Source organism: Rhizobium sp. RU36D, assembly GCF_900176345.1.
GTDB lineage: Bacteria > Pseudomonadota > Alphaproteobacteria > Rhizobiales > Rhizobiaceae > Allorhizobium.
Window position 1 is genome coordinate 473323 of sequence record NZ_FWXU01000001.1, and the last position, 21045, is coordinate 494367.

At 61.1% G+C, this 21045-nt stretch carries 20 protein-coding genes; 18 read left to right on the forward strand and 2 right to left on the reverse strand.

What is annotated here, in order from left to right:
* Positions 1-10: 10 nt before the first annotated feature.
* From B9A97_RS02295 to B9A97_RS02325, 7 genes are all read left to right on the forward strand, one after another.
* Positions 11-1000: a TRAP transporter substrate-binding protein gene (locus B9A97_RS02295; protein WP_084363338.1), complete on the forward strand. Its 990-nt coding sequence runs from the start codon at positions 11-13 to the stop codon at positions 998-1000.
* Between the two features lie 148 nt (positions 1001-1148).
* On the forward strand, positions 1149-1586 hold the full coding sequence (locus B9A97_RS02300) for a TRAP transporter small permease (protein ID WP_348532386.1): 438 nt from the start codon (positions 1149-1151) through the stop codon (positions 1584-1586).
* Between the two features lie 2 nt (positions 1587-1588).
* Entirely contained in the window at positions 1589-2869 is a 1281-nt protein-coding gene (locus B9A97_RS02305; protein ID WP_084363339.1) for a TRAP transporter large permease, read from the forward strand.
* 8 nt (positions 2870-2877) lie between these two features.
* Complete coding sequence (locus B9A97_RS02310; protein ID WP_084363340.1) at positions 2878-3201, forward strand: cupin domain-containing protein; 324 nt, start codon at positions 2878-2880, stop codon at positions 3199-3201.
* A gap of 15 nt (positions 3202-3216) precedes the next feature.
* Positions 3217-4038, forward strand: coding sequence for a 5-dehydro-4-deoxy-D-glucuronate isomerase (kduI, locus tag B9A97_RS02315; RefSeq protein WP_084363341.1), 822 nt, complete (start codon positions 3217-3219; stop codon positions 4036-4038).
* Positions 4035-4781, forward strand: coding sequence for a 2-dehydro-3-deoxy-D-gluconate 5-dehydrogenase KduD (gene kduD / locus B9A97_RS02320; protein ID WP_084363342.1), 747 nt, complete (start codon positions 4035-4037; stop codon positions 4779-4781). The genes kduI and kduD overlap by 4 nt, the downstream gene beginning before the upstream one ends.
* The gene (locus tag B9A97_RS02325) at positions 4771-6216 is read left to right on the forward strand and encodes a mannitol dehydrogenase family protein (RefSeq protein ID WP_244564088.1); all 1446 of its coding nucleotides are present in this window, start codon (positions 4771-4773) and stop codon (positions 6214-6216) included. Before kduD ends, B9A97_RS02325 begins: the two co-directional genes overlap by 11 nt.
* Before the next feature lie 91 nt (positions 6217-6307).
* On the opposite strand, the gene B9A97_RS02330 is transcribed toward B9A97_RS02325, so the two are convergent.
* Positions 6308-7225, reverse strand: coding sequence for a LysR family transcriptional regulator (locus B9A97_RS02330; protein ID WP_084363344.1), 918 nt, complete (start codon positions 7223-7225; stop codon positions 6308-6310).
* A 92-nt stretch (positions 7226-7317) separates the two neighbouring features.
* On the opposite strand from B9A97_RS02330, the gene B9A97_RS02335 reads away from it, so the two are divergent.
* The gene (locus B9A97_RS02335) at positions 7318-8505 is read left to right on the forward strand and encodes an acyl-CoA dehydrogenase (RefSeq protein WP_084363345.1); all 1188 of its coding nucleotides are present in this window, start codon (positions 7318-7320) and stop codon (positions 8503-8505) included.
* A 36-nt stretch (positions 8506-8541) separates the two neighbouring features.
* Here the strand turns inward: B9A97_RS02335 and B9A97_RS02340 are convergent, their stop codons facing one another.
* Complete coding sequence (locus tag B9A97_RS02340) at positions 8542-9273, reverse strand: GntR family transcriptional regulator (RefSeq protein ID WP_244564089.1); 732 nt, start codon at positions 9271-9273, stop codon at positions 8542-8544.
* Positions 9274-9513: 240 nt separating this feature from the next.
* Here B9A97_RS02340 and B9A97_RS02345 point away from each other — a divergent pair, with 240 nt between their 5' ends.
* From B9A97_RS02345 to B9A97_RS02390, 10 genes are all read left to right on the forward strand, one after another.
* On the forward strand, positions 9514-10590 hold the full coding sequence (locus B9A97_RS02345; RefSeq protein ID WP_244564106.1) for an ABC transporter ATP-binding protein: 1077 nt from the start codon (positions 9514-9516) through the stop codon (positions 10588-10590).
* Between the two features lie 2 nt (positions 10591-10592).
* The gene (locus B9A97_RS02350) at positions 10593-11516 is read left to right on the forward strand and encodes an ABC transporter permease (protein ID WP_084363347.1); all 924 of its coding nucleotides are present in this window, start codon (positions 10593-10595) and stop codon (positions 11514-11516) included.
* Positions 11509-12312 (forward strand): ABC transporter permease, encoded by an 804-nt coding sequence (locus B9A97_RS02355; RefSeq protein ID WP_084363348.1) that lies wholly within the window; start codon positions 11509-11511, stop codon positions 12310-12312. The genes B9A97_RS02350 and B9A97_RS02355 overlap by 8 nt, the downstream gene beginning before the upstream one ends.
* A 77-nt stretch (positions 12313-12389) precedes the next feature.
* Positions 12390-13382, forward strand: a complete 993-nt coding sequence (locus tag B9A97_RS02360) for an extracellular solute-binding protein (protein ID WP_244564107.1) — start codon at positions 12390-12392, stop codon at positions 13380-13382.
* 71 nt (positions 13383-13453) lie between these two features.
* Positions 13454-14635, forward strand: coding sequence for a serine hydrolase domain-containing protein (locus B9A97_RS02365; RefSeq protein ID WP_084363350.1), 1182 nt, complete (start codon positions 13454-13456; stop codon positions 14633-14635).
* A 21-nt stretch (positions 14636-14656) separates the two neighbouring features.
* On the forward strand, positions 14657-16324 hold the full coding sequence (locus B9A97_RS02370; RefSeq protein WP_084363351.1) for an amidohydrolase: 1668 nt from the start codon (positions 14657-14659) through the stop codon (positions 16322-16324).
* A 10-nt stretch (positions 16325-16334) separates the two neighbouring features.
* A complete protein-coding gene (aguB, locus tag B9A97_RS02375) occupies positions 16335-17207 on the forward strand; it encodes an N-carbamoylputrescine amidase (RefSeq protein ID WP_084363352.1) in 873 nt (290 codons plus the stop codon).
* 87 nt (positions 17208-17294) lie between these two features.
* Positions 17295-18104, forward strand: coding sequence for a TIM barrel protein (locus tag B9A97_RS02380; protein WP_084363353.1), 810 nt, complete (start codon positions 17295-17297; stop codon positions 18102-18104).
* A gap of 385 nt (positions 18105-18489) precedes the next feature.
* Positions 18490-19419, forward strand: a complete 930-nt coding sequence (locus B9A97_RS02385; protein ID WP_084363354.1) for a sugar ABC transporter substrate-binding protein — start codon at positions 18490-18492, stop codon at positions 19417-19419.
* 74 nt (positions 19420-19493) lie between these two features.
* On the forward strand, positions 19494-21032 hold the full coding sequence (locus B9A97_RS02390; protein ID WP_084363355.1) for a sugar ABC transporter ATP-binding protein: 1539 nt from the start codon (positions 19494-19496) through the stop codon (positions 21030-21032).
* Positions 21033-21045 lie beyond the last annotated feature (13 nt).

Consider the following 21045-nt stretch of genomic DNA (forward strand, 5'->3'; position numbering starts at 1 on the left):
GAGGAAGGAAATGAATTTGTTGAAGAAGTTTGGCCTGGCCGCAATGGCTTCGGCTGCCGTGATCGCCATGGCGACCATGGCCGGCGCTGCGGAACGCACCCTGCGCTCGTCTGACACCCATCCGGATGGCTACCCGACCGTGGAAGCAGTCAAGCAGATGGGCAAGATCCTGGAACAGAAGACCGGCGGCAAGCTCGGCATCGAAGTGTTCCACTCGGCCCAGCTCGGCCAGGAAAAGGACACGATCGAGCAGACCCAGTTCGGCGTCATCGACCTGAACCGCGTGTCGCTTGGACCGTTCAACAACATCATCGAGGAAACCCAGATTCCCTCGCTGCCCTATATCTTCCGTTCGGTCGACCACATGCACAAGGTCATGGACGGTCCGGTCGGCCAGGAAATCCTCGACGCCTTTGCTGCTCATGACCTGATCGGCCTTGCCTTCTACGACGGCGGCTCGCGCAGCTTCTACAACTCGCAAAAGCCGATCAAGTCGATCGACGACCTGAAGGGCATGAAGTTCCGCGTCATGCAGTCCGACATGTTCGTCGACATGGTCAAGGCGCTCGGCGCCAACGCAACGCCGATGCCCTATGGCGAAGTCTACTCGTCGATCCAGACCGGGGTCATCGACGGTGCTGAAAACAACTGGCCGTCCTATGACAGCTCGGGCCACTTCGAAGTCGCCAAGCACTATACGCTCGACCAGCACCTGATCGTCCCGGAAGTGCTCGTGATGTCCAAGAAGACCTGGGATGGCCTCTCGCCGGACGAGCAGAAGGCCGTGAAGGAAGCCGCCAAGGAATCCGTGCCTTACATGCGCGAACTCTGGGCGGCCCAGGAAAAGAAGTCGGAAGAGAAGATCCGTGCGGCCGGTGCCGAGATCGTCACCGAGATCGACAAGAAGCCGTTCATCGATGCCATGAAGCCGGTCTATGACAAGTACCTCAAGTCCGACAAGCTGAAGGACATGGTGACCCGCATCCAGGCAACACAGTAAGCGATACCGGTGGCCCGCAGCTGACGTTGCGGGCCACACTTCACGCTGGAGGGAGTTTGACGTGCAGGATCTCATGAAAAGGACCGCCACCGTTTTAGGCTGGCTGTCTAAAATCGCGCTTTATGTCGCAGGATTTGGTCTTGTCCTGATGACCGTTTTCATCGGCTGGCAGGTGTTCGGCCGGTTCGTTCTCAATGACAGTCCCTCCTGGACGGAACCGATGGCCATCCTCTTGATGAGTTGGTTCATCTTCCTCGGCGCAGCCGTCGGCGTGCGCGAAGGTTATCACATGAGCTTTGAGGTATTGCTTTACGTTCTGCCCGAAGGCGGTCGTCGCGCGCTCAACTACATCTCCGATCTGGCCGTCCTGGGCTTCGGTTTCGGCATGGCATTCTACGGCTGGCAGATGGCTGCCAAGACATGGTCCTCCACCATTCCCGGCCTGGGCTACTCCGGCGCCGTGACCTTCTTCGCCCTGATCGGTGGCGGAGTTCTGATCACCCTGTTCTCCCTTGAGCGCATCGTCGTGCGCGCAGCTGGCGCAGAAAAGCCTGTCGAGGCTCACGCTCTGCCGACGGAAATCTGACCATGGCCCTTACAATTCTCTTCGGCAGCTTCGCATTCCTGCTGCTCATCGGCACCCCCGTGGCCTTCTGCCTGGGCATCGCCTCGCTCGCGACCATCCTGTATATGGGCCTGCCGCCCATGGTCGTGTTCCAGCAGATGAACTCCGGCATGTCGGCCTTTGCGCTGATCGCCATCCCCTTCTTCATCTTCGCCGGCGACCTGATGGTGCGCGGCGGCATTGCAGCCAAGATCATCTCGCTCGCCGGCTCGCTGGTCGGCCATGTGCGCGGCGGCCTGGGTCAGGTCAACATCGCAACGGCAACCCTGTTCGGCGGCATCTCCGGATCGGCGGTTGCCGAAGCCGCCGCCGTCGGCGGCATCATGATCCCGCAGATGAAGGCCCGCGGCTATGGCGCCGACTATGCGGTGAACGTCACCTCCATGGCGGCCCTGATCGCGCTGCTCATCCCGCCGTCCCACAACATGATCCTCTACTCGCTTTCGGCGGGCGGCACGATTTCCATCGCCGACCTGTTCACGGCCGGCATCATTCCGGGGATGCTGCTCGCCGGTTCGTTGATGGTCACGGCCTATATCGTCGCCCGCCATCGCGGTTATCCGACCGAGCCCTTTCCGGGCTTCCACATGGTGCTGCGGCTCGCGGTGATCGCGATCCCGGGGCTACTGTTGATTGCCGTCATGTTCGGCGGCGTTCGCTCCGGCGTCTTCACCGCGACCGAAAGTTCCTGCGTTGCGGTTCTCTATGCCCTTCTGGTCGCGGCCTTCGTCTATCGCCAGCTGGACTGGGCCGCTTTCGTCGATGCGACGCTGGGCGCCGTGCGCACCACCGCCATGGTGCTGCTGATCATCGGCACGGCCAGCGCCTTTTCGTGGCTGATGGCCTATCACAAGGTTCCGACGCTGCTCATCGAATGGATGAACACGATTTCGGACAACCCGATCATCATTCTGCTGATGCTCAACGTGATCATGCTGGTGCTCGGCACCTTCATGGACATGGGCCCGACGATCATCATCACCACGCCAATCTTCTTGCCGATCGTGAAGGCCTATGGCATCGACCCGGTACACTTCGGCGTCATCATGATCCTGAACTTCGGCATCGGCCTCAACACGCCTCCGGTCGGAGCGGTTCAGTTTGTCGCCTGCGCGGTGGGCAAGATCAGTGTCGGCCAGGCGATGAAATCGATCTGGCCATTCTACGGCGCGGGTGTCGCCACGCTGCTGCTGGTAACCTATATACCGGCACTGTCTCTCTGGCTGCCCTCGCTGTTCAAGTAGGAGTTTTTATGACGCAAGCCTTTGTCCAAAAGTTTCCGGCGGTCGACGCCGGAAACAACGTTACGCGCCAGGTGGTGGCCGACAGTCCCGAACTCATGGTGGTGGAATTCCGCTTTGCCGAAGGCGGGGTCGGTGCCCTGCACAACCATCCCCACGTCCAGTCCACCTACGTCAAATCGGGCCGCTTCGAGTTTACCATTGGTGATACGAGCTTCGAGGTTCGCCCCGGCGACAGCTTCGTCATTCCCAGCATGGCCGTGCATGGATGCCGCGCCATCGAACCCGGCATTCTCGTGGATACCTTCACGCCCCGCCGCGACGACTTTCTTTAAAATCAGGAGTACCGAATGCTCAGCGTTGAGATCCGCCACGCCATTGACCCGCAAACCGCGAGAACCTTCGACACCACGGAACTGCGCGACAATTTCCACGTCAGCGACATCTTCCGCACGGGCGAGATCACACTGATCTACACCCATTACGACCGCATGATCGTCGGCGGCGCTGTTCCCGGCGACGCTGCGCTGACGCTGGACGAGGTGAAGCCCTGCGGCACGAAATCCATTCTGGATCGCCGCGAGATGGTGATCGTCAATATCGGCGGCACCGGCAGCGTCAAGGCCGATGCCGACTACACCATGGCCAAGGGCGACATGCTGTATCTCGGCATGGGTGCCGGCCCGGTGACCTTCTCGGGCGAAGGCCGCTTCTACATCCTCTCGGCGCCTGCGCACCACACCTATCCGTCGCGCCTCATCAAGATCGATGAAGCCGCGAATGTGAGCCTCGGGGCAGCCGAAACCTCAAACGAGCGCACCATCTACCAGTTCGTGCATCCCGACGTCATGAAGTCGTGCCAGCTTGTGGTCGGCATGACCAAGCTCAAGGCCGGCTCCGTCTGGAACACCATGCCGGCCCATGTGCACGACCGTCGCATGGAAGCCTATCTCTATTTCGACCTGCCCGAAAACCAGCGCGTTCTCCACCTGATGGGCGAACCGGATGAGACCCGCCATCTCGTTATCAAGAACGAGGAAGGCGCGATCTCGCCACCCTGGTCGATCCACTCCGGTGCCGGAACCAGCTCCTACACCTTCATCTGGGCCATGGCCGGCGACAATGTCGACTACAAGGATGTAGAGATGGTCTCGATGGAGAAGCTGAAGTGACCGATATATTCTCTCTCGCCGGCAAGCGCGCGCTTGTCACCGGCTCCAACACCGGCATCGGCCAGGCCATCGCCATATCTCTGGCCAAGGCGGGTGCGGACGTCGTCTGCGCCGGCCGCTCTTCGGTCGACGAAACCGTTGGTCTGATCGGCGCTGAAGGCGGCAAGGCGCAGGGCCTCAAGCTGGACCTGGGCGACCCGATGGCTGGCAAGGACCTGTTCCAGACGCTCGATCCGATCGACATCCTGATCAACAATGCCGGCATCATCAGGCGTGCTGATGCCGTCGATTTCACCGAAGCCGACTGGGATGATGTCATGGACGTCAACCTGAAGGCCGTGTTCTTCCTCTGCCAGGCCTTCGCGAAGTCGGTTTTCGCCCGCGGCGGCAGCGGCAAGGTGGTCAACATCGCTTCGCTGCTGTCCTTCCAGGGCGGCATTCGCGTGCCATCCTACACGGCCTCGAAGAGCGGTGTGGCGGGCCTTACTAAGCTTCTGGCCAATGAATGGGCCGCCAAGGGCATCAACGTCAACGCCATCGCGCCGGGCTATATCACCACCAACAACACCGAAGCGTTGCGCAACGATGAAAACCGCAACAAGGCGATCCTCGACCGCATTCCGGCCGGCCGCTGGGGCGATGCCGCCGATATCGGCGGTGCCGCCGTGTTCCTGTCGTCTCCCGCCGCAAACTACATCCACGGCGCGATCCTCAATGTCGATGGAGGCTGGCTTGCCCGCTGACCTCCCGCGCCTCAAGCCATCCGCGGGCAAGCGCGCGGCCACCGGGATCGTCCATTTGGGCCTGGGCGCCTTCTACCGCGCCCATGGGGCGATCTACATCGCCGAAGCCATGGAAAAATCCGGTGGCGACTGGGGCATTGCTGGCGTCAGCCTCGTGCGCCCGGACCAGCGCGATGCGCTGGCCCCGCAGGGCTTTGCCTATACCGCCGTCGAACTCGGGCCTGATGGGGAAATCCCACGGGTCATTTCCGTCATCAATAACGTGCTTGTCGCAAGGGAAGATCCCGATGCCGTGCTCTCGCAGATGGCGGATCCAAAGGTCAAGATCGTCACCCTGACGGTTACGGAGAAAGGCTATTGCCACGAGCCGGCAACCGGCAAGCTCAACCGCCAGCATCCCGACATCCTGCATGATCTGGAAAACCCGGCCAAGCCCGTCTCGGCCATCGGCTTTCTGACGCGAGCCCTGGAGCGGCGCTACAAGGCAGGCCTGCGGCCCTTCACCGTGCTTTGCTGCGACAACCTGCCCGACAACGGCAAGGTCGTGCGCGGCGTCGTGCTGGAATTCGCTGGACTGATCGATGCGGGACTTGCCGACTGGATTGCCTCGCAAGGCGCGTTCCCCTCGACGATGGTCGATCGCATCGTGCCGGCCACCAAGCCCGAGGATATCGAGCGGCTTTCCGAAAAGACCGGCGTGCTGGACCAGTCCCCGGTCATGCATGAGCCCTTCCGCCAGTGGGTCGTGGAAGATCACTTCGTCGATGGCGAGCGACCGGATTTTGCATCCGTCGGCGTCCAACTGGTCAGCGAAGTCGCACCGTTCGAGAACATGAAGCTGCGCTGCCTGAACGGCACGCACTCGTCGCTGGCCTATCTCGGCTATCTCTCGGGCTATGAGACGATCAGCGAAACCATCGCCGATCCTGCCTTCAGCCGCTTTTGCCAGCATCTCTGGACCAACGAGATCATCCCCTGCCTGACACCACCGGAAGGCGTGAAGCTCTCCGACTATGCCGATGCCCTGCTGAAGCGCTACCAGAACCCGGCCATTCGTCACCGCACGTGGCAGATCGCCATGGACGGATCGCAGAAGCTACCGCAGCGCATCCTCGGCACCATCCGCGACAACCTCGCGGCAGGTCGTCGCCCGGAAGGCCTCATCCTCGCGGTCGCCGCCTGGATGCGCTATGTCGGCGGCGTGGACGAGAAGGGGCAGGCCATCGACGTCCGTGATCCGCTTGCGGCACGGTTGAAGGCCTTGTCCGACGGCGCCGATACACCAGAAGCCAAGGTGGCTGCCTTCCTGTCCGTCAGCGAGGTCTTTGATGCCGGCCTTGCCGCCCACGAGACATTCCGGATCGGCCTCGTCGATGCCTATCGCGGCCTGACCACACGTGGCGCAAAGGCGATGGTCGAAGTGACAGGTTCCTGACGGACGGCTGTCAAGACGAGACACGAGGCGGCGGTGCTCCCAGGCATCGCCGCCTATTCTTTTGCAATAATGAGCAGCGAATCCGGGCCGCCTACTCCGTCAATGGCCCACCATTGAACTCCGCCGCCGCCTCGCTGATCCAGTCGCGGAAGGCCGCGACCGGCTTGTAGGCCCGCCTTGTCCAGGGTGACACGAGGTAATAGCTGCTTGGACTACGGATCGCATGATTGAAGGCCGGAACAAGCTGGCCCGCCTGCAATTCCGGCTGGATGAGGAAGGGCGGCATGAGAGCTACGCCGACACCGGCGATACAGGCCTGCGCCACGTTGAGGAACTGTTCGAAGCGCATGCCGCGACCGACCTCCTCCTCCAGTCCGAGGCTGGCGAACCAGTGCTGCCAGGCGCCGGGCCGCGAGGCCATGTGCAGCAACGGCAAAGACACGAGATCCGCGGCCTCACGGATCGGATGCTCCCGCAGGAAGTCCGGACTGCAGACCGGCTGCATCGTTTCGTGCATCAAGAGCTTGCTGTCCGCCTTTGGCCAGTTCGGCGCACCGATATGGATGGCGGCGTCGATCTTCTCGGAATCGAAGTCGAATTGCCCGATGCGCGTCGCGAAATTGACAATCACGTCAGGATGCCGGGCGATGAAGCCTGGCAGGCGCGGCATCAGCCAGCGCGTGCCGAAGGTCGGCAGGATCGCGAGGTTGAGCACATTGCCCTCGACGCCAGACATGACGGCAAGGGATGACTCGCGAATGATCGTCAAGGCCTCGCCAATGCGCTTGGCATAGTTGGCGCCGGCCGCCGTCAGCACCACGCCGCGACTGGTGCGTTCCAGTAACCGTTGGCCAAGCTGATCCTCCAGCACCGCCACCTGTCGGCTGATGGCGCCCTGGGTCAGCGCCAGGTCATCGGCCGCTGCCGAAAAACTGCCAAGCCTGGCGACCGCTTCGAAGGCGGAAAGCGCACTGGTGGAAGGCGTCAAACGGCGTGGGGCAAAGGGCATGAGCCATTCCTAATGGTAATGGCCCTATCTGTAAAGTTCGCTTGCCTTCGCGCGTTCCGGGACGTAACCAACGGAAAACCGGAGGCATTGATATGAGCGACAAGCATCCTTTTTCCTGGACCGATCCTTTCCTGCTGGAAGACCAGCTTTCCGAAGATGAGCGCATGATCCGCGATTCCGCGGCAGCCTTTGCGAAGGCTGAACTCATGCCGCGGATCAAGGACGCCTATCTTGATGAAAAGACCGATGCCGGCCTCTTCCGGCTGATGGGCCAGGCAGGCCTTCTCGGCGTCACCGTGCCCGACACCTATGGCGCCGCCGGTGCCAACTACGTGTCCTATGGTCTGGTTGCGCGGGAAGTCGAACGCGTCGATTCCGGCTATCGCTCGATGATGAGCGTGCAGTCCTCGCTCGTCATCTATCCGATCTATGCCTATGGCAATGAAGAGCAGCGGCAGAAATATCTGCCGGGCCTGGTCAGCGGCGAACTGATCGGCTGCTTCGGCCTGACCGAGCCGGATGCCGGCTCTGACCCGGGCGGCATGAAGACCCGCGCGGAAAAGATCGAAGGCGGCTACCGCCTGCGCGGATCCAAGATGTGGATCTCGAACGCCCCGATCGCTGACGTCTTCGTCGTCTGGGCGAAGTCCGAGGCACACAACAATGAGATCCGCGGCTTTGTGCTGGAAAAGGGCATGAAGGGTCTGTCCGCTCCGAAGATCGGCGGCAAGCTGTCGCTGCGCGCCTCGATCACGGGCGAAATCGTCATGGACGGCGTCGAAGTCGGCGAAGATGCGCTGCTGCCGAATGTATCCGGTCTCAAGGGTCCCTTCGGCTGCCTCAACCGCGCCCGCTATGGCATTTCCTGGGGCGTCATGGGTGCGGCAGAGGATTGCTGGATCCGCGCCCGCGACTACGGCATGGACCGCAAGCAGTTCGGCAAGCCGCTGGCCGGCACGCAGCTCTTCCAGAAGAAGCTCGCCGACATGCAGACTGAAATCGCACTCGGCCTGCAGGGTAGCCTGCGAGTCGGCCGCCTGATGGATGAGCACAAGATGGCGCCGGAGATGATCTCGATCGTCAAGCGCAACAATTGCGGCAAGGCGCTCGACATCGCCCGCAACGCTCGCGACATGCATGGCGGCAACGGCATCCAGATCGAATATCACGTGATGCGCCACGCCCAGAACCTGGAAACGGTCAACACCTACGAGGGCACCCATGACGTGCACGCCCTGATCCTCGGCCGTGCCCAGACCGGCATCCAGGCGTTCTTCTGATCCGCCTTCACGGCAGGCGCCGAGAGGCTCCTAAATCTACATGTCTTCGGCCGGGTTATGCCCGGCCGATGCCGTTTCCAGGAACTGTGTTCGCCCGAGATAGCCGACGCCGTCCTGGATGTCGGCCGCAATGGCTGCCTTCAATGCGGCCGCATCTTTGTGGCGGATGGCGTCCAGTGCCTCCGCATGGCGATCGACGATATAATGCTCCCGCAGGTTTTCCGAGGCCAGCCGCATGAATGGGCCGAGCCGCAACCACAGGGATTCGATGAGCGGCAGCAGCACCGCCGAGGACCGGGTTTCGTAGAGAAAACGATGAAACTCGAAGTTGGCGGCAATCCCGCCCTCCAGGTCGCCGCTGTCATAGATCTCGTCGCATCGGGCATCGAGTTGCTGCAACCGTGCGAGCCGCACGAAATTGATATGCGGAAGAGCACGCTCGGCAGCCACCGTTTCCAGCGCGATGCGGGTGGCCAGGATCTCATCGAAACGGTCGGGATCAACAAGCGGCACCCGCACCCGCCTGTTATCCAGGGATTCGAGCGCGCCATCGGCCACCAGCCTGTGGAGCGCCTCGCGCACCGGCATGGCGCTGACCTTGAGACTATCCGCCAGCCCATTGATCGTTACGGGATCGCCAGGCTTGAAGCGCCCTGTCATGATGGCAGACCGAAGCACGCGATAGACCCACTGTTTGACGGTCTCTGAACTGCGGCGCTTGTCCATCATCAGCATCTGCGCATCACCCCGTCCACCCAGCAGTCCCATGCGAATCTATAGGGAAGGCAGGTCGCAGGAGCAACAAAACGGCCTGTCTAAATTCTTCGCATGCCCAAAAAATAGCTCTTACAGTTTTGATCAAGTTATGATTTGTTGTGATCATAAGCAAGCAGTGCATAGCAAGCGAGAGCCGCAGAAGCGGCCAGGGAACAGCACGCCCTCAGGGGCAAAAGGGCATTCGCCCGAACGCAATACGGGGACTTCATGCAGCAATCCCACGCAGGAAACATGCATGGCGGCGCCATAGGCATGCAGGGCGTGTCGAAGTGGTTTGGCCATTTCCAGGCCGTTGACGACATCTTTCTTGACATCAGGCCGAACGAATTTTTCACGCTGCTGGGGCCATCCGGCTGCGGCAAGACCACGCTACTGAGGATGATCGCTGGCTTCGAACTGCCTTCCAGCGGCGAGATTCGTCTCGATGGAACCGATATTTCCAGCCTGCCGCCAAACCAGCGGCCCGTGAACACCGTGTTTCAGAACTATGCGCTCTTTCCCCATCTGACGGTCGGCGAGAATATCGGCTTCGGGTTGAAGATGCTCGGCCGCAGCAAGGCCGATATAGCCGCCGTGGTGGAGCGCATGCTGAAGCTCGTCCATCTGGAGGGGCGCGGCGACAAGCCGGTCACGCAGTTGTCAGGCGGCCAGCAACAGCGTGTGGCGTTGGCCCGTGCGCTGGCACCGCAGCCGAAAGTGCTGTTGCTGGACGAGCCGCTATCGGCGCTGGACCTGAAGCTGCGCAAGAACATGCAGATCGAGCTGAAACGTCTGCAATCCGAAACCGGCATCACCTTCGTCTTCGTCACCCACGACCAGGAAGAAGCATTGACGATGTCAGACCGCATCGCGGTGATGTCGCAGGGCAAGGTGCGCCAGGTCGGCGCGCCGCGGGAGATCTACCAGCGCCCGGCCGACCGCTTCGTGGCCGATTTCATCGGCGAGACGAATTTTTTGGAAATTGATGTGCAATCCGTCCACGGCACCCAGGCGACTGTCCGCTTGCCCTCGGGCCAGACGGTCACTGCGAGCTATCCGGAGGGCTTGGCACCCGCCGGCAGGATGACGATCGTGATCCGCCCGGAGCATGCGGCCATCGTCGAGACCTCGGCCTCGGCAAAGCTCGAGGGCACCATCGAGAGCATCGTCTATCTCGGGACCGACACCAGTGTGACGGTCAAGCTGGATGCAGGTCCGCATTTCGCGGTACGGCAGCAGAACAGCAGCAATGGCCTGTCCACTTACGCTACCGGCCAGCGGGTCGGGATCGTGTTCGGGGACAGCATAGCCCAGATCCTGAAGGATTGAGCATGAGCGGCGCAGATGAAGCCGCTCTTGCGGCAAGAAAACAGGATATCCGCTCCCGCTGGCTGCTCAGCACCCCGGCGCTCGTCATCATTTTCTTCGCGGCAGCCGGCCCGCTGCTCGTCATGCTGCTCTATTCCTTCATGGCAAAGGGCGACTATGGCGATGTCCGTTTCGGGGAATTCTCGCTGGAAGGCTGGATATCGGTCTTCTTTCAGCGAGACATTTTCGACGACACGCTGGGCCTTGCGGATGCCCATCTCTCCATCATCTGGCGCTCGATCCAGCTTTCCTTCGTCACGACCATCCTGACCCTGATCCTTGGCTTTCCAACCGCTTATTTCATCGCGACCCGCCCGCCGCACACGCGGGAAGTCTGGGTTTTCCTGGTCACGATCCCGTTCTGGACTAATCTCCTGATCCGAACATTCGCGATGCAGCAGGTCATCCGCAACGAAGGCCTGCTCAACAACGCCCTGATCTGGCTCGGCGTGATCGAAAGCCCCTTGCAGATCATGTATACCGATACCGCAAACCTGCTCGGCATGACCTATGTCTATCTGCCGTTGATGGTGCTGCCGCTCTATGCCGCCATTGAGAAGCTGGATTTCCGGCTGGTGGAAGCGGGCTACGATCTCTACGCCACCCGCTTCCAGGTCTTGAGGCGCATCGTCATTCCCCTGGTCAAACCGGGCATCATCGCCGGCTCGATCCTCGTCTTCATCCCGTCGCTCGGCGCCTATGTCATTCCGCGCGTGCTGGGCGGAGGCAAGAACATGATGCTCGGCAACCTCATCGAAATGCAGTTCGGCTCGGGGCGCAACTGGCCGCTCGGTGCCGCCATGTCCATCACGCTGATGGCGTTCGTGATGATCGCGCTGCTGATCTATGTCCGCAATGCCTCCCGCGGAGGTTCGGGCCATGTTTAGCCGCCGCTTCAATATCCGCAGCCAACCCGGCTTCGGTCTGATCGCGCTCTTCACCTTCTTCGCGCTCTATCTGCCGATTGCTGCCCTCGTCGCCTATTCTTTCAACGGTGCGGAATCCCTGTCGCGATGGGACGGGTTTTCGCTCCGGTGGTTCGTCTCGGCCTGGAACAACGCGGCCGTCCAGGACGCGGCCATTCGCTCACTCGTCATAGCCACCTGGGCCGCTGTGCTGGCCACGATCACGGCCACCATGGCGGCGCTGGCCACGACCCGGACGCAGCCCTATCCGGGGCTGACCTTCAAATATGCCCTCATCAACCAGCCGATCATGGTGCCGGAAATCGTCACCGGCGTTGCCCTGCTGATCGTCTTCTCGCGCATCAAGGTCTGGACCGGTTATTCCGGCCTTGGCTACCTCATCGCCGCCCACACGGCCTTCTGCATTCCTTTCGCTTATCTGCCGATCCGGGCGCGGCTGGAGAGCATGGACCTGACGCTGGAGCGGGCGGCGGCCGACCTCTATGCCACGCCATGGATGACATTCCGGCATGTCACCCTGCCCCTGTTACGCCCGGCCATCATTGCCGGCTTCATGCTCGCCTTCGTCATCTCGCTGGATGATGTCGTCATCACCGAGTTCGTGAAATCGGGCGGTCAGGATACGCTGCCGACCTACATGCTGGGCCAGCTGAGGCGTGAGACGACGCCGGAGATCAACGCCATCGCGACAGTTTTCTTGGCGCTATCGACAGCATTGGTGGTCATATTTTTCTTCATCAACCGACGAAAACAATAATCGGACGACAGGCAAAGAGAGGAACTGAGATGCATACGAAATGGAAGATGATGGCTGCAACGGCAGCGATTTCCATCATGGCCTTCGCCAATTCCGCGTCTGCGGCGGGCGAGCTCAACATCTATAACTGGGGCGACTACACGAGCCCGGAACTGATCAAGAAGTTCGAGGAACAATTCGGCGTCAAGGTCACGATCACCGACTACGACTCCAATGACACGGCGCTTGCCAAGGTTCGCGCAGGCGGCCACGGTTTCGATATCGTCGTGCCCTCAGCCAATTATATGCCGATCTGGATCAAGGAAGGCCTGCTCCTGGAGGCCCGTCCCGACCAGATGGAAAACTTCAAGAATGTCGATGCCCGCTGGGCTGATGTCGAATGGGATCCGGGCCGCCACTACTCTGTTCCGTGGCAGTGGGGCGTTACCGGCATCGGCGTCAACACCAAGGTTTATGGTGGCGACATCAACACCTCGGCCATCTTCCTCGATCCGCCGGCCGAACTCGTCGGCAAGATCAACGTCACCCCCGAGATGAACGACGTGCTGTTCGCCACCATCAAGTATTTTGGCGGCGCATGGTGCACCACCGACAAGGACGTGTTGCGCAAGGTGCGCGACAAGCTGGTGGAAGCCAAGGCCAAGTGGCTGGCCATGGACTACAGCGTCACGGAAAAGCTGCCCGCGGGCGACTATTCGGGCGTCTATTACTGGAACGGCGCTATCATGCGCGCCCGCGAGAAAAACGCGGACATCAAGTTTGGTTACCCGAAGGAAGGCTTCCCCGTCTTCATGGATAGCGTCACTATCCTGAAGGACGCCAAGAACGTCGAGAATGCCAAGCTGTTCATGAACTTTATCATGGACCCGCAGAACGCGGCGCTGATCTCGAACTTCGCCAAATATGCCAATGGCATCAAGGGATCGGAGCAGTACATGCTGCCGCAGATGCAGAGCGCGCCGGAACTCGTCATTCCCGCAGAACTGGAAAAGGCAGGCGAGTTCCTGCTGACCTGCGAGCCTGACGTCCAGCAGCTCTACACCAAGATCTGGACGGAAGTTCAGAAGTAATCACCGGTCTTCCGGCAATGCGACTGGCGGGAAAGGCCTCGTGCCCTTCCCGCCAGCAAGGAGCGATTTTCATGACCACCGATTTTGCTCGCGCCTACGGCTTCGAGCGCAAAGACGTTACGCTTGCCAACTGGCGCACCGCCCCCTTCAGCCGCTGGAGCTTTGCCCATGCCGGCGAAGTGGTGCCGAGCGCCCAGCTTCGCGCGGAGGCCGAACGGCCGGAAACGGCGCTGGCGCAGTCTCCGCTGCTCGACCAGCCCATGGAAACCGGCCTTGCCGGACATGGATCCGCCCGTGAATTCCTCGCCTATGCCCATACCGATGCCTTCGTGCTGATGCGGCGCGGCGAGATCATCGCCGAGCACTATGCACCTCATGCGGACGTGAACCAGCCGCACCTGATCTTCTCCATCAGCAAGTCCCTGACGGCGCTACTGCTGGCCAGCCTGGAGGCTGACGGACTTGTCGATCCGGACAAGCCTGTCACAAGCCTGCTGCCGGAAGCGGCGGACTGCGTCTATGGTGGCTGCACCATTCGCAATCTCTTGGACATGCGGGTCAGCCTCGCCTTCGACGAGGCCTATCTCAATGCCGATGGCGATTATGACCGCTACCGGCGGGCCACCCTCTGGAACCCGGCCAAGCTGGACCGGCCCGCGGAAAGCCTGCTCGCCTTCCTGCTGACGCTCAAGAAGGCCGCACACGATCACGGCGGTCCGCATTTCTATGCCTCGCCGAATTCCGACATGCTGGGCATTCTGGTCGAGCGGGCCAGCGGCAAGCGCTATGCCGAGGTATTTTCGGAACGGCTCTGGAAGCCGCTCGGCGCGCGCAACCACGGCAGCATCACCGTGGATGCCGAGGGATCGCCCCGCGCCGCCGGCGGCATCTCGATCACCGCCCGCGACCTGGCACGGGTCGGCGAGATGCTGCGCAACAACGGCATGGTGGATGGACGGCCAGTGATACCGCAGGACTGGGTAGCCGACATGCTGACGGCCGGCGATCACAAAGCCTGGGTCGACGGCAAGCCGAACCTGCTGCCCAATGGACGCTATCGCAGCCAATGGTATCAGACCGGCGAGCCGAACGGAGCTTTCTGCGCCATCGGCATCCACGGCCAGTGGCTCTATGTCGACCCCTCCACCGAAACCGTGCTTGTGAAACTCTCCTCCCAGCCCAATCCGCTAGACGACGAGTTGAAGCAGGATAATTTCGCCTTTTTCCGCGCCATCTGCGCCCTGAAGGCCTGAACAAATAATCCGGATATCCCGATGTCACAGACCGCCGACCTGATCATCAACAATGCCATCGTCCTCACCATGGATCCCGACAATCCACGCGCCGAGGCCGTGGCGGTCAACGGCAATCGCATTCTGGCAGTGGGCAACACCGCCGCCATCAAAGAACTCGCCGGCCCATCCACCAAGACGATCGATGCGGCCGGCGCCACCGTCCTGCCGGGCTTTAACGAAGCGCATATGCATATCTTCCCAGGCTCCGTCTCGCTGACGCAGCTCAACCTGCATGGCGTGCAGGGCTTCGATGCCCTTAAAAAGGCGATGCAGGACTATGCCTCCGCCAATCCCGATGAACCGCTGCTGATGGGCTTTTCGGCCGATTACTCGATCCTCGGCGCCAACAGGCCCGTCACGCGGCAGGATCTGGATGCGGCACTTCCTGACAGGCCCTTCATGATGTTTGCGCCTGACCATCACACGGCCTGGGCCAACACACCGGCCCTGGAAAAGGCCGGCCTATTGCATGGCAAGGATGTCGGCGTCGGCAACGAGATCGTCATGGCAGCCGATGGAACGGCAAGCGGCGAACTGCGCGAGGGCAATGCCTTCGGCCCGGTGGCTGCACTGGCCTCGACCGGCGGCCGCGAAGAACTCGGCCTTCTGACCGGACGGGACCCGGAAAACGTAACGCCGGAGCAATATGCCCTCGACCGCGCCATCCTCAAGAAGGGCCTGGACTACTGCGCCTCCTGGGGAGTCACCTCGATCCAGAATTTCGACGGCAATCATTATCAGCTGCGCCTGATGCGCGACCTGGAATTGGCGGGCGAACTGCCCTGCCGCATCCGCATCCCCTTCCACATGAAGAATTTCATGGACCTGTCCGAACTGGACAAGGCGGCGGCTTGGAAAGTGGAATTTGCGACTGACATGGTGCGCAGCGATTTCGTCAAGGTGTTCATGGATGGCGTGCTCGACAGCCAGACGGCCTATATGCTTGATGGTTATGGCGACCGGCCGGGCTATACCTACGAACCGCTCTTCACCCCTGATGCTTTCGATGCCATCGCAACCAGGGCTGATGCCCTGGGGCTGCAGGTTGCCGTTCATGCCATTGGCAGTGCAGCGGTTCGCCAGACGCTGGACGGCTATGAAGCCGCCGCCAAGGTGAACGGAAAGAGCGGCAACCGCCACCGCATCGAGCATATCGAAGTCATCCACCCCGACGATATCGGCCGCTTTGCGGAGTTCGGCATCGTCGCCTCCATGCAGCCGGTTCATTATCCCGGCGGCACCTGTTTTCCGGCAGAGCCGACAACAGCCAGGATCGGCGAGGATCGCTGGCCTTACGCCTATGCCTGGCGCACCATGAAGGAAGCAGGCGCGCCCGTCGTCTTCGCCTCGGACTGGCCGGTGTCGCCCATTTCTCCCTTCCAGTGCATCCAGGATGCGGTCAACCGCAAGCCATGGAAGGACGGGCTCCCCGACGAGCGCTTTACCCTGTCGGAGGCCTTGCACGCCTATACGGCCGTGGGCGCCTGGGTCGAATTCATGGAAGATCGAAAAGGCATGCTCAAGGCGGGTTATCTCGCCGACATCGTGATATTGTCGACTGACATTGAGCAGGTGTCGCCGGGGTCCATCATCGATGTGAGGGCAGCAACCACCATCTGCGACGGACGCATCACCTATCAGGCGTAAGGAGCGGGAAATGAGAAAGGTCACCGTCGCAGCCACGCAAATGGCCTGCAGCTGGGATATCGAGGAAAATATCACCCGGGCGGAGGACCTGGTGCGCCAGGCGGCGGCGAAGGGCGCGAATATCGCGTTGATCCAGGAACTCTTCGCCACGCCGTATTTCTGCCAGGACATGGATCCGGAATATTTTGCGCTGGCGCTGCCGCTGGAAGACAATCCGATGATCAGCCATTTCTCGGCCCTGGCAGCGGAACTCGGCGTCGTCCTGCCGATCAGCTATTTCGAGAAAGCCGGCAAGGCCTATTTCAATTCGCTGGCCGTGATCGATGCCGATGGCACGGTCCTGGGCAACTACCGCAAGAGCCATATCCCTGACGGCCCTGGCTATACCGAGAAATACTACTTCTCCCCCGGGGATACCGGCTTGAAGGTCTGGAAGACACGCTTCGGCACGATCGGCTGCGGCATCTGCTGGGACCAGTGGTTTCCCGAGGCAGCGCGCGGCATGGCGCTGATGGGCGCCGAGATGCTGCTGTACCCGACCGCGATCGGCAGCGAGCCGCAAGATCCCCTGCTCGACAGCGCGCCCCATTGGCAACGCGTGATGCAAGGGCATGCCGCAGCAAATCTGGTGCCTGTCATCGCATCCAACCGCATCGGACGGGAAGAAGGTCGCAATGGCACATCGATCACGTTCTACGGTTCCTCCTTCATTGCCGACCAGACCGGGCTGAAGCTCCGGGAAGCCGATCGCGATACGGAAAGCCTGTTGGTGGAAATATTCGATCTCGACGCCATCGAGCGGCAACGCTCCGCCTGGGGGCTGTTTCGCGATCGCCGGCCCGATCTCTACGGGGTTGTGGGCTCGCTCGACGGTCAGGTCTGACAGTCAGCTTTTCGCGACGGCAAGGGCGATGAGGAGGCGTCGACCTTGCCGGATATTAGAGTGCCGACACGGGAGGAGAACCCAGTCATGCAACCCCTGAAGTTCGCCATCAATCACATGACGGCGCCCAAACTGCCGCTCGCGCAATTCCTCGATCTTGCGAAAAATCTCGGGCTTGACGCTGTCGAAATTCGCAACGATCTGACCGGCAATGCGATCCTGGATGGCACCTCGCCCAAACAAGTGCGAGCCTTGGCGACCGAACGCGGCATCGAGATCATCTCGATCAACGCGCTGCAGCGCTTCAATGACTGGACGGACGAGCGGAAACGCGAAGCCGAAGATCTGATCGCCTATGCCAGCGAGTGTGGCGCAAAGGCCCTGGTGCTGGTGCCGAAGAATGACGGTACCGGCTTGGGTGAAATGGAGCGTCGCGACAATCTGGACATGGCACTCAACGCCCTGGCACCTCTGCTCCAGAACGCAGGGCTCATCGGCCTGGTGGAGCCGCTCGGTTTCGAGATTTGCTCCCTGCGCCTGAAAAGCGAGGCCGCCGCCGCAATCGGTAAGATCGGTGGCGACACCTTCCGGCTAGTGCATGACACCTTCCACCATCATCTGGCGGGAGAGACTGCGGCATTCCCCGAACTGACCGGGCTCGTGCATATTTCCGGTGTCACGGATGGCTCAGTGGCTGTGTCCGAAATGCGCGATCCTCACCGCGTCCTGATCGATGCCTCGGATCGGCTCGGCAATGTCGCACAGATCAAAGCCTTGCGCGCCGCGGGCTATAATAATCATCTCTCGTTTGAGCCTTTCGCAGCCGAAGTGCACGCCCTCAGCGACCCACTTGCAGCGGTGCGGCAGAGCATGGATTTCATCCGCGCGGCGGTCTGAGCCAACAGGGCGAGCAGCGTTCTGCGTTACCTGGCTCGCGTGGTCTCTTCGGCCAGGGCGGCCTGTTTTGCTGTTCGTTTTGACGCAAGCATCCAAGCCGCCAGTCCCAGAGCAATTGTGACTAATGGAACAAATGTTCCATATGGATCTGGCGCAGCAGCGTCAGCATCGCGACAATTCGGCGCTTTTCCATAATTTTTATTCCAATCGCTCGCCAGCGCGTTGACGCGCCCGCCAAAAAATGGAATAAATTATCTGCATTTTGAGAGCGGCGGTCTGTTTGTTCCGTTTCCTCTCACGCGTTGGAGGCGTGAAAATGCGCGATCGGCGTTCAGGTCGATCTCCGGGAAACCTGGTGGACCGGACACCATCTGAGGAGGAAGTCATGAAGAAATTTATCCTGGGCGCTGCCATGTCCGTGATGCTGAGCACGGCCGCTCATGCGGAGACGATCGGCGTGTCGATGGCGCTGTTCGACGACAACTTTCTGACCGTTCTGCGCAACGGCATGCAGGACTATGCCAAGACCGTGCCCGGCGTCACGCTGCAGGTCGAGGACGCACAGAACGACGTGGCCAAGCAGCAGAGCCAGATCCAGAACTTTATCGCCGCCGGCGTGGACGCAATCATCGTCAACCCCGTCGACACGGATGCGACCGCAGCCATGTCGAAGATCGCTGCCGATGCCGGCATTCCGCTGGTCTACGTCAATCGCGAGCCGATCAACGTCAATGAGCTGCCGGAGAAGCAGTCATTCGTCGCGTCTGAAGAAATCGTCGCCGGCACGCTCCAGGCCAAGGAAGTTTGCCGCCTGCTGGGTGGCAAGGGCAACGCCGTGGTCATGATGGGTGAATTGTCCAACCAGGGCGCGCGCATGCGCACCAAGGCCGTGCATGACGTGTTTGCCACCCCCGAATGCAGCGGCATCAAGATTGTAGAAGAGCAGACCGCCAACTGGCAGCGCACCCAGGGTGCCGACCTCGTGACCAACTGGCTGTCCAGCGGCATCGAGTTTGACGCCGTGATCGCCAACAACGACGAAATGGCCATCGGCGCCGTCCAGGCGCTGAAGGCGGCTGGCCGCAAGATGGATTCCGTCGTGGTCGGCGGCGTGGACGCCACCCAGGACGCCCTGGCCGCCATGGCCGCTGGCGATATGGACGTCACCGTCTTCCAGAACGCAGCCGGCCAGGGCAAGGGGGCACTCGATGCTGCCTTGAAGCTGGTGAAGGGTGAGAAGGTCGAGAAGAAGGTCTACATTCCCTTCGAACTCGTCACCCCGGCCAACCTCAAGGACTACCAGGCCAAGAACTGACGTTAGTCGCCAGGCGAGCGGATGCGGCATCGGCCGCATCCGCAGCCATTGGCATTGTCCAGGGAGTCGACGCGATGGTCAGCCCATCCACCATGGCTGCGGTGCGCAAGAGCGGCGCCATACCGAATGCCGAATATTTGCTGAGCGCCGAAGGCGTGCGCAAGGAATTTCCGGGCGTCGTGGCGCTTGATGATGTCACCTTCAGGCTGAAGCGCGGCAGCGTGCATGCCCTGATGGGTGAAAATGGCGCCGGCAAATCGACCCTCATGAAAATCCTGGCCGGCATCTACCAGCCGGACAAGGGCCGCGTGCAGTTGAAGGGCGTCGATATCCGTCTTACATCGCCGCTGGATGCGCTCGAAAACGGCATCGCCATGATCCATCAGGAACTGAACCTGATGGCCTATATGACGGTCGCCGAGAATATCTGGATCCGCCGCGAGCCGCTGACCCGTTTCGGCTTTGTCGATCACGCGGAAATGCGCCGCAAGACCACGGCCCTGTTCGAGCGGCTGAACATCTCCATCGACCCGGAAACCAACGTCGGCGATCTCTCGGTTGCCAACAGACAGATGGTCGAGATCGCCAAGGCGGTTTCCTACGAGTCCGACGTGCTGATCATGGACGAGCCGACATCGGCGCTCACCGAGCGCGAGGTCGAGCACCTGTTCCAGATCATCAGGGGCCTGAGGGACCAGGGCATCGGCATCGTCTACATCACCCACAAGATGAACGAGCTGTTCGAGATCGCCGACGAGTTCTCGGTGTTCCGCGACGGCAAGTATATCGCCACCCATGCCTCGAGCGAGGTGACCCGCGACGACATCATCAGAATGATGGTCGGCCGCGAGATCACCCAGATGTTTCCCAAGGAGGAAGTGCCGCTCGGCAAGACAGTGCTTTCCGTCAAGAACCTGACCCTGAACGGCGTCTTCCGCGACGTGTCCTTCGAGGTGCGCGCAGGCGAGATCCTGGGCGTCGCAGGCCTCGTCGGCTCCGGCCGCTCGAATGTCGCGGAAACCTTGTTCGGCGTTACCCCTGCCTCTTCGGGCACCATCGAGATCGATGGGAAGCCTGTCGCAATCTCCAGCCCGACGGAAGCGATCCGCAACCGCATGGCCTTCCTGACGGAGGACCGCAAGGAAACCGGCTGCCTGCTGGTGCTGGATGTGCTGGAAAACATGCAGCTCGCCGTGCTCCAGGACCGCTATGTCAGACATGGCTTCGTGCAGGCCCGCGAGATTGAAGAACAATGCGAGGAGATGTGCCGCAAGCTCAGGGTGAAGACCCCGAGCCTCAACGAGAGGATCGAAAACCTCTCCGGTGGCAACCAGCAGAAGGCCCTGATCGGGCGCTGGATGCTGACCAATCCGCGCATCCTGATCCTCGATGAGCCGACACGCGGCATCGATGTTGGAGCCAAGGCGGAGATCCATCGCCTGGTCTGCGAGATGACCAGAAACGGCGTCGCCGTCATCATGATCTCCTCCGAAATGCCGGAGGTGCTGGGCATGAGCGACCGCATCATGGTCATGCATGAAGGCCGCGTTACCGGTTTTCTCGACCGCGCAGAAGCCACACAGATAAAGGTCATGGATCTGGCGTCGCGCTGATCCATAACCGCAG

Excerpts from the sequence above, each read along its gene's own strand:
- B9A97_RS02295 (WP_084363338.1), top strand. The coding sequence starts at position 11 with ATGAATTTGTTGAAGAAGTTTGGCCTGGCCGCAATGGCTTCGGCTGCC.
- B9A97_RS02300 (WP_348532386.1), top strand. The coding sequence starts at position 1,149 with ATGACCGTTTTCATCGGCTGGCAGGTGTTCGGCCGGTTCGTTCTCAAT.
- B9A97_RS02305 (WP_084363339.1), top strand. The coding sequence starts at position 1,589 with ATGGCCCTTACAATTCTCTTCGGCAGCTTCGCATTCCTGCTGCTCATC.
- B9A97_RS02310 (WP_084363340.1), top strand. The coding sequence starts at position 2,878 with ATGACGCAAGCCTTTGTCCAAAAGTTTCCGGCGGTCGACGCCGGAAAC.
- kduI (WP_084363341.1), top strand. The coding sequence starts at position 3,217 with ATGCTCAGCGTTGAGATCCGCCACGCCATTGACCCGCAAACCGCGAGA.
- B9A97_RS02330 (WP_084363344.1), bottom strand. The coding sequence starts at position 7,225 with ATGCCCTTTGCCCCACGCCGTTTGACGCCTTCCACCAGTGCGCTTTCC.
- B9A97_RS02335 (WP_084363345.1), top strand. The coding sequence starts at position 7,318 with ATGAGCGACAAGCATCCTTTTTCCTGGACCGATCCTTTCCTGCTGGAA.
- B9A97_RS02340 (WP_244564089.1), bottom strand. The coding sequence starts at position 9,273 with ATGGGACTGCTGGGTGGACGGGGTGATGCGCAGATGCTGATGATGGAC.
- B9A97_RS02345 (WP_244564106.1), top strand. The coding sequence starts at position 9,514 with ATGCATGGCGGCGCCATAGGCATGCAGGGCGTGTCGAAGTGGTTTGGC.
- B9A97_RS02350 (WP_084363347.1), top strand. The coding sequence starts at position 10,593 with ATGAGCGGCGCAGATGAAGCCGCTCTTGCGGCAAGAAAACAGGATATC.
- B9A97_RS02355 (WP_084363348.1), top strand. The coding sequence starts at position 11,509 with ATGTTTAGCCGCCGCTTCAATATCCGCAGCCAACCCGGCTTCGGTCTG.
- B9A97_RS02360 (WP_244564107.1), top strand. The coding sequence starts at position 12,390 with ATGGCCTTCGCCAATTCCGCGTCTGCGGCGGGCGAGCTCAACATCTAT.
- B9A97_RS02365 (WP_084363350.1), top strand. The coding sequence starts at position 13,454 with ATGACCACCGATTTTGCTCGCGCCTACGGCTTCGAGCGCAAAGACGTT.
- B9A97_RS02370 (WP_084363351.1), top strand. The coding sequence starts at position 14,657 with ATGTCACAGACCGCCGACCTGATCATCAACAATGCCATCGTCCTCACC.
- aguB (WP_084363352.1), top strand. The coding sequence starts at position 16,335 with ATGAGAAAGGTCACCGTCGCAGCCACGCAAATGGCCTGCAGCTGGGAT.
- B9A97_RS02380 (WP_084363353.1), top strand. The coding sequence starts at position 17,295 with ATGCAACCCCTGAAGTTCGCCATCAATCACATGACGGCGCCCAAACTG.
- B9A97_RS02385 (WP_084363354.1), top strand. The coding sequence starts at position 18,490 with ATGAAGAAATTTATCCTGGGCGCTGCCATGTCCGTGATGCTGAGCACG.
- B9A97_RS02390 (WP_084363355.1), top strand. The coding sequence starts at position 19,494 with ATGGTCAGCCCATCCACCATGGCTGCGGTGCGCAAGAGCGGCGCCATA.